Origin of the sequence: Pontibacter qinzhouensis (genome assembly GCF_008017455.1) — a bacterium.
GTDB lineage: Bacteria > Bacteroidota > Bacteroidia > Cytophagales > Hymenobacteraceae > Pontibacter > Pontibacter qinzhouensis.
The window spans coordinates 21142-27741 of sequence record NZ_VRTY01000083.1 but is presented as its reverse complement, the minus strand read 5'-3'; the positions used below and the strand labels follow the sequence as shown (position 1 = coordinate 27741).

3 protein-coding genes are annotated in these 6600 nt (G+C 48.5%); all 3 read left to right on the top strand.

What is annotated here, in order from left to right:
• Window positions 1–460 precede the first annotated feature (460 nt).
• The 3 genes from FVR03_RS18215 (at window position 461) to FVR03_RS18205 (ending at window position 6455) form a co-directional block, all read left to right on the top strand.
• Window positions 461–1951: an arabinan endo-1,5-alpha-L-arabinosidase gene (locus tag FVR03_RS18215; RefSeq protein ID WP_147923199.1), complete on the top strand. Its 1491-nt coding sequence runs from the start codon at window positions 461–463 to the stop codon at window positions 1949–1951.
• Between the two features lie 106 nt (window positions 1952–2057).
• A complete protein-coding gene (locus FVR03_RS18210; protein WP_187270209.1) occupies window positions 2058–4049 on the top strand; it encodes an alpha-L-arabinofuranosidase family protein in 1992 nt (663 codons plus the stop codon).
• A gap of 414 nt (window positions 4050–4463) precedes the next feature.
• On the top strand, window positions 4464–6455 hold the full coding sequence (locus FVR03_RS18205) for a glycoside hydrolase family 97 protein (protein ID WP_255474287.1): 1992 nt from the start codon (window positions 4464–4466) through the stop codon (window positions 6453–6455).
• Window positions 6456–6600 lie beyond the last annotated feature (145 nt).

The following is a 6600-nucleotide window of genomic DNA, read 5'->3' as shown; positions in this document are numbered from 1 at the left end:
AGACTTCTACAATGCAACAGTAAAGCCTAAGGGCACCGGATAAAACTGTTACCAAATGTATTAGAACCAACTTAAGAGAGACTTCCTGATAAATGTGCGTAACATCAGTTATTTATAATAGTATGGCATGAACAACTGCAGGCTTTGATTAACAAAATAGTATAATTAGTGCGGTTTGTTGTCAAACCTACAATTATAATCATTCCTGTGCTCCTAGTGCAGCGAATGCAGCTGTTTTGAAATACGAAGGAACATTAGTTTTTTATGCGGTATCTCTTGCTATTGATACTCAAATTAAATACTTTTATAAATATTTTTTTAAATGTTAAAATAACACTTAAATAATTGCTGAATTTTTAACTGGTGCTGCTGCTTGTTTAGTATGCAGGGAAAAGACCAGTAAAAACAAAGACCGGCCAATGAAGAAAGTAGTGCAGAAAAAAACCTATACAACACAAACATGAAGAAATTACTAGCAGGGGCTGCAAAAGCAGTAGGATTTATGTTGTTATTAGGTCTGATGGCCTGTTCCAAAGACAAAGACCCGATAGCCGATGCTACTTACCTGCCACCATTGCAACCGTTCAGCATCGACAATATTCGCGATACTTACCCAGATGTGGCTCCTGTGGCCATGTCGAGCAGGTGGGGGCCTTATAATACACACGATCCTTCTGTTTTAAAAACAGGTGAATATTTCTATTCCTACAGCACCGATGTGGCATTCGGAACAGCCGTGCAGCCAGGTATTCAGGTAAGAAGATCGAAAGACCTGGTGGAGTGGGAGTTCAGAGGCTGGGCACTTAGCGGACTTCCTCCACAGGCTGTTACCTATATCAGAGGAAAAAATGCTTCGCCCAACCAGTCTATCTGGGCGCCTTATATTATGAAGGTTGGCAGCGAATACCGCTTATATTACTCCCTTGCCTCCGACGGCTTCAGAATTAGTGCTATCGGCCTGTTAACATCTAATTCACCGGAAGGCCCCTGGGTAGAGAAAGGCCTGGCTGTTACATCAGAGACTAACGGACCTGGCACAAACGCCATCGACCCTTCGGTAGTAGTAACGCCATCTGGGGAGCACTGGATGCATTACGGCTCTGCCTGGGATGGCCTGTTTGTGGTGCAGCTCGACCCTGCCACCGGCCTTGCCAAAACGCCCGGCGACCGGGGCAAACGCATTGTGCGCAGAGGCCAGACCAACGGGGTGTATAACGGTAACCTGGAGGGGCCGGAAATCATTTTTAACGAGCAGCAGCAGATGTACTACCTCTTTGTGTCGTACGACTGGCTCGAAACTAAATACAATGTGCGCGTGTACCGTTCCGTTAACCCCGACGGGCCATTCCTGGACTGGAGAGGTGCAAACATAGACGACCCAGCCGATAATGGCCCAATGATTCTGTCGCCGTACAAGTTTATGAACCACGGTGGCTGGCAAGGTGTGTCGCACCCTGCTGTTTTTAAAGACAACAACAAGTATTACATAGCGCATCAGGGCAGGCCAGGCGGACCGGGCAACGAGCGCTTCTACATGGTAATGCACGTCCGTGAAATTGTCTGGACAGAAAACGGATGGCCGATGGTGTCGCCGCAGCGGTATGCAGCTGTGCCTCAAACCCCTGCCATAGCCCCTGCCGACCTGGCCGGCGATTATGAACAGATCGTGCTGACGCAGGCGGTGGTGCCGGGTTATGGAAACGAGCAGACAAACCCTGGCTTTTCGGAAGCATTTGCGACAAAACTCAATGCCGATGGCACCATAAACGAAGGCGGCAATAACACCTGGACCTACAACGCCCCCTGGCTGGAACTGAAATGGAACGGTGGCCAGTTTACAGATAAACTGCATGTGTCGCGGGGTCGGGATTGGGAAAATAAAGTAGCCTCTACCATCGTCATGACCGGCTTTAACGGCGATGGTACAGCTATCTGGCTTAAAAAGAAATAAAATGGAAGGTATTCCTTCCACATTGAATGCCTGCAGAACCGGAAGTTGAGAAGAACTGTCAGCAGGCGAAATATTAGTTCTATCAACCTACTTTTACACACAACACATGACACGTACACTTTCGTCTTTTGCTGCCTTGGCGCTCGGGCTAACTATGTCGGTTAATGTATCGGCTCAGAAAGCACCGTCTTTTGTAGTGAAAGCCAATCAGCCGACTGCCACCGTGGCACCTACTATGTGGGGCTTGTTCTTTGAGGATATTAACCTCGGAGCAGATGGCGGTATTTATGCAGAGTTAGTTAAAAACCGCTCCTTTGAATTCTACAACCCTATGATGGGCTGGAAAGAGGAGAAAAGAGGCGGTGGTGAAGGCTCGTTGCTGGTGCACAACCGCAACGAAATAAACCCTGCCAACCCACGTTACCTGCGCCTGCAGGTTAAATCCGACCAGGGCGAATACGGCCTGATAAATGAAGGCTTCCGGGGTATGGGCGTAAAGCAGGGAAATCAGTATGATTTCTCGGTTATGGCACGGCAGCACGAAGGCAGCAACCTTGCCCTGACCATAGAAGTTGTAAATGCCAAAGGCGAAAAAATAGGAGGAGCTACGCTTACGCCATCTGGTAAGGAATGGGAAAAATATAGCGTAAGCTTTACGGCTTCTGCCACAGAGCCTAAAGCCCAAATGGTTTTATTGGCAAAAGGTAAAGGAGCCGTAGACCTCGACATGATTTCGCTCTTCCCGAAAGATACTTGGAAAAACCGCCCCGGTGGTCTGCGTGCCGACATGGTGCAACTGCTGGCCGACATGAAGCCGGGCTTCCTGCGTTTCCCGGGTGGCTGTATTGTAGAGGGCCGTACCCTGGATGAGCGCTTTCAGTGGAAAAAAACAGTTGGCAAACCGGAAGAACGCGAGTTGATTGTAAACCGCTGGAACACCGAGTTCAGCCACCGTCCTACACCAGATTACTACCAGAGCTTCGGCCTCGGCTTCTTCGAATACTTTCAGCTTTCTGAAGATATAGGTGCGGAGCCGGTTCCGATCTTGAACTGCGGCATGGCCTGCCAGTTTAACACCGGCGAAGTAGTGCCGCTCGACCAGCTGGACCCTTACATACAAGATGCCCTGGACCTGATTGAGTTTGCCAACGGACCTGCTACCTCGAAGTGGGGAAAAGTACGGGCCGATATGGGGCACCCGGCACCGTTTAATATGAAGTATCTGGGTGTAGGCAACGAGCAGTGGGGCGAGCAGTATGTAGAGCGCTACAAGGTGTTTGAAAAAGCACTTACAGCAAAATACCCGAACGTTCAACTCATTTCTACTACAGGCCCTTTCCCCGATGGCGAAGAGTTTGAGTACCTTGACAAGACCCTGCGTAGCATGACAGATGCGCGTGTAGATGTAATAGACGAGCACTACTACCGCCCTGCCAAGTGGTTCCGCGAAAATGCCACCCGCTACGACAACTACGATCGCAAAGGCCCTAAGATTTTTGCTGGCGAGTATGCTGCACAAAGTGTAGCCATTGCCAGCCCCGACAACAAAAACAGCTGGGAAATGGCCTTGTCTGAAGCTGCCTTTATGACTGGCCTGGAGCGCAACGCCGATGTAGTAACCATGACCTCGTATGCCCCTCTTTTTGCCCACGCAGAAGGCTGGCAGTGGACCCCGGACATGATCTGGGTCGATAACCTGCAGGCATACGGCACACCAAACTACTATGTGCAGAAGCTGTTCTCTACCAATGCCGGTACCAATGTGGTGCCCGTACTGCGCGACAACAAAGCCGTAACCGGTCAGGATGATTACTTTGCCTCCGCCACAGTAGATAAAAAGACAAACGAACTGATTCTGAAAGTGGTAAACACCAGCGATAAAGCGCAGAATGCCAATTTTGTGATTGAAGGCATCAAAAAGCTACAAGGCAAAGGAACACATACGGAGCTTACCAGCCAGAAACTCGATCAGGTAAACTCATTTGCGGAACCAAAGGCTATTAGCCCAACGCAGAAGCAGGTAAATGTAAAAGGCAATACAGTTTCGATGTTGTTGAAGCCGCACTCAGTAAACGTGTTTCGTATAAAAACTTCTTAGTAGCAGGAGCATGAGCCGTTTTTGCCGTGGTAGAACAACCTCATGAGCAACCCGCCAGATTTAAGAGTAACTTCTTACGCTGGCGGGTTTCTTTTCTGGTTACAACCCTTGGCTCTTCAGCACCAAATTTCCTTCGGAAGGCCATTTTCATTAGAATAATTTGGTGTTGATTGCTGGAAGTTAAATGGCTGAATTGATAAGCGTTTACATTTTGATTGCGTGGAAGAAAGGTTAAGCCTGATCACTATGCTGTCAATATTTTAATCTTATACATCCTGATTCAGGGACAACATCTAATGCCTTTATTTAATAGTTGTTCTAAAAGAAGAAATGTCTAATTTTCAGCTCGAAGCTTTAAGAAAGTCTAAACTTTATCATGTGTCATCTATTTTGGTCAGCATCTAACATATAACCATGCAAAAAAAGAATTCTATGTACCGTCCTGAATACAAGGTTTTGGTTTGGGCTTTTCTTCTGATGGGGGTGTTTGCCTGCTCTTCGTCAAAATCGGAGCAAACAGAAACAGGTACAGGCACGGCCGAAGCAGCCCTTACAAGCCCGGATAAAAGCATCAGTGTTAAATTTAGCGTATCAGACGAAAAGCAGGCCTTCTACAGCATCAGCCGTCGGGATACTGTAGTGCTGCAGGACTCAAAATTAGGTGTGGTGATGGCTGATGCTGACTTTACGCAGGGGCTGGTGCTGGAATCAGTTTCGGGGGTAGAGCAGGTGCAGGATAGTTACGAAATGCTGAATGCCAAACGCAGGAACAATACCTACAAAGCCAACAAGCAAACATACCATCTGCGGAATGCAACGGGCCAGAAAGTAGACATCATTTTTCAGGTGTCAGACGATGGCGTAGCCTTTCGCTATTATTTCCCAGGCGAATCGACTGATAAAAAGAAGATCAGTAAGGAAATAACCAGCTTTAAATTGCCGGAAGGTACCAAGGCTTGGTTACAACCTATGTCAGATGCCAAAACCGGTTGGGAGCAGACAAACCCATCGTATGAAGAGTATTATGAGAAAGAAATTGCCGTTGGTACACCCTCGCCTATAAAAGCAGGTTGGGTATTCCCGGCCTTGTTCCGCAGCGGCGGCACCTGGTTACTTGTTACCGAATCGGCTTCTTACGGCGACTACTGCGCCTCGCGCCTGCATGCCGAGTCGCCGGGTGGCGAGTACAGCATCGATTTTCCGCAGGAGCAGGAGAAGTACCCCGGCGAGGTGCTGAACCCCGAATCGACGCTGCCCTGGTTTACGCCCTGGCGCATGGTGGCTATCGGTAGCCTTAAAACGATTGCCGAGTCTACTTTAGGCACAGACCTGGCTAAGCCTGCCGTAGCCACAGATCAGTCGTACATTAAGCCGGGCAAAGCTTCCTGGAGCTGGGTTATTTTAAAAGACGACTCTACCGTGTACAACGTGCAGAAGCGCTTTATAGACTATGCTGCCAATATGAACTGGAGCTACTGCCTTATAGATGCCGATTGGGACAGAAAGATAGGCTACGAAAAGATGCAGGAGCTGGCTGATTATGCCAAAACAAAAAATGTAGGTCTGCTGCTCTGGTACAACTCTGCCGGCCCCTGGAACACCGCCCCCTACACCCCCCGCGACAAAATGCTAACCCGCAAAGTGCGGCAGCTGGAGTTTGCAAGGCTGCAGAAAATGGGCATTAAAGGCGTTAAAGTCGATTTCTTTGGCGGCGATGGGCAGTCGGTTATGCAGTATTATATTGATATACTGAACGATGCGGCTGCGCACCAACTGCTGGTAAATTTCCATGGCTGCACCCTGCCCCGCGGCTGGCAGCGAACCTACCCCAACCTGATGACGATGGAGTCTATTAAAGGAATGGAGTTTATAACCTTTGAGCAGCGCAACGCCGACGAAGCGCCCGCACATACCACCATGCTGCCTTTTACCCGCAACGCCTTCGACCCGATGGATTTTACACCGGTGAACCTGAGTGGGGTGCCACGCATCAACAGAAGAACGACTGTTGGGCATGAACTGGCGCTGTCGGTGGTGTTTTTGTCGGGCATACAGCACTACGCCGATACTCCGCAGGGCATGAAAACGGTGCCAGCTTATGTAAAAGACTTTATGCGGCAGGTGCCTGCCGTTTGGGACGATAGCCGCTTTGTAGATGGCTACCCCGGAAAACTGGCTGTAATAGCACGTAAGGCAGGAGACCGCTGGTATGTAGCCGGCATTAACGGAGAAAATTCTGAAAAAAAACTACAGCTCGATCTCTCTTTCATAAAGAAGACAAAAGGCGAGTTTATAACCGATGGCAAAGAAAAGGCTTCGTTCCAGAACAACACGGTAGACCTTTCTGCCAATAAAACGCAGGAAGTTATCCTGAAACCAAATGGCGGCTTTGTGATGGTGTTTTAGAAAAATTTGGCTGCTGATTGTTAAATGGTTGAATTGAGAAAGTCTGAAAGACCTCGCAGCGTCTTGTGGGTTAAGCAGAGAGAAGGTTGAAAACCAGTTTCAGGAAAAATCTATTATCTAAAGTCTGGTATCTAAAATCTAATAA

What these genes read in the sequence shown, in the direction of transcription:
- FVR03_RS18215 (WP_147923199.1), top strand. Translation starts at nt 461, where the DNA reads ATGAAGAAATTACTAGCAGGGGCTGCAAAAGCAGTAGGATTTATGTTG.
- FVR03_RS18210 (WP_187270209.1), top strand. Translation starts at nt 2,058, where the DNA reads ATGACACGTACACTTTCGTCTTTTGCTGCCTTGGCGCTCGGGCTAACT.
- FVR03_RS18205 (WP_255474287.1), top strand. Translation starts at nt 4,464, where the DNA reads ATGCAAAAAAAGAATTCTATGTACCGTCCTGAATACAAGGTTTTGGTT.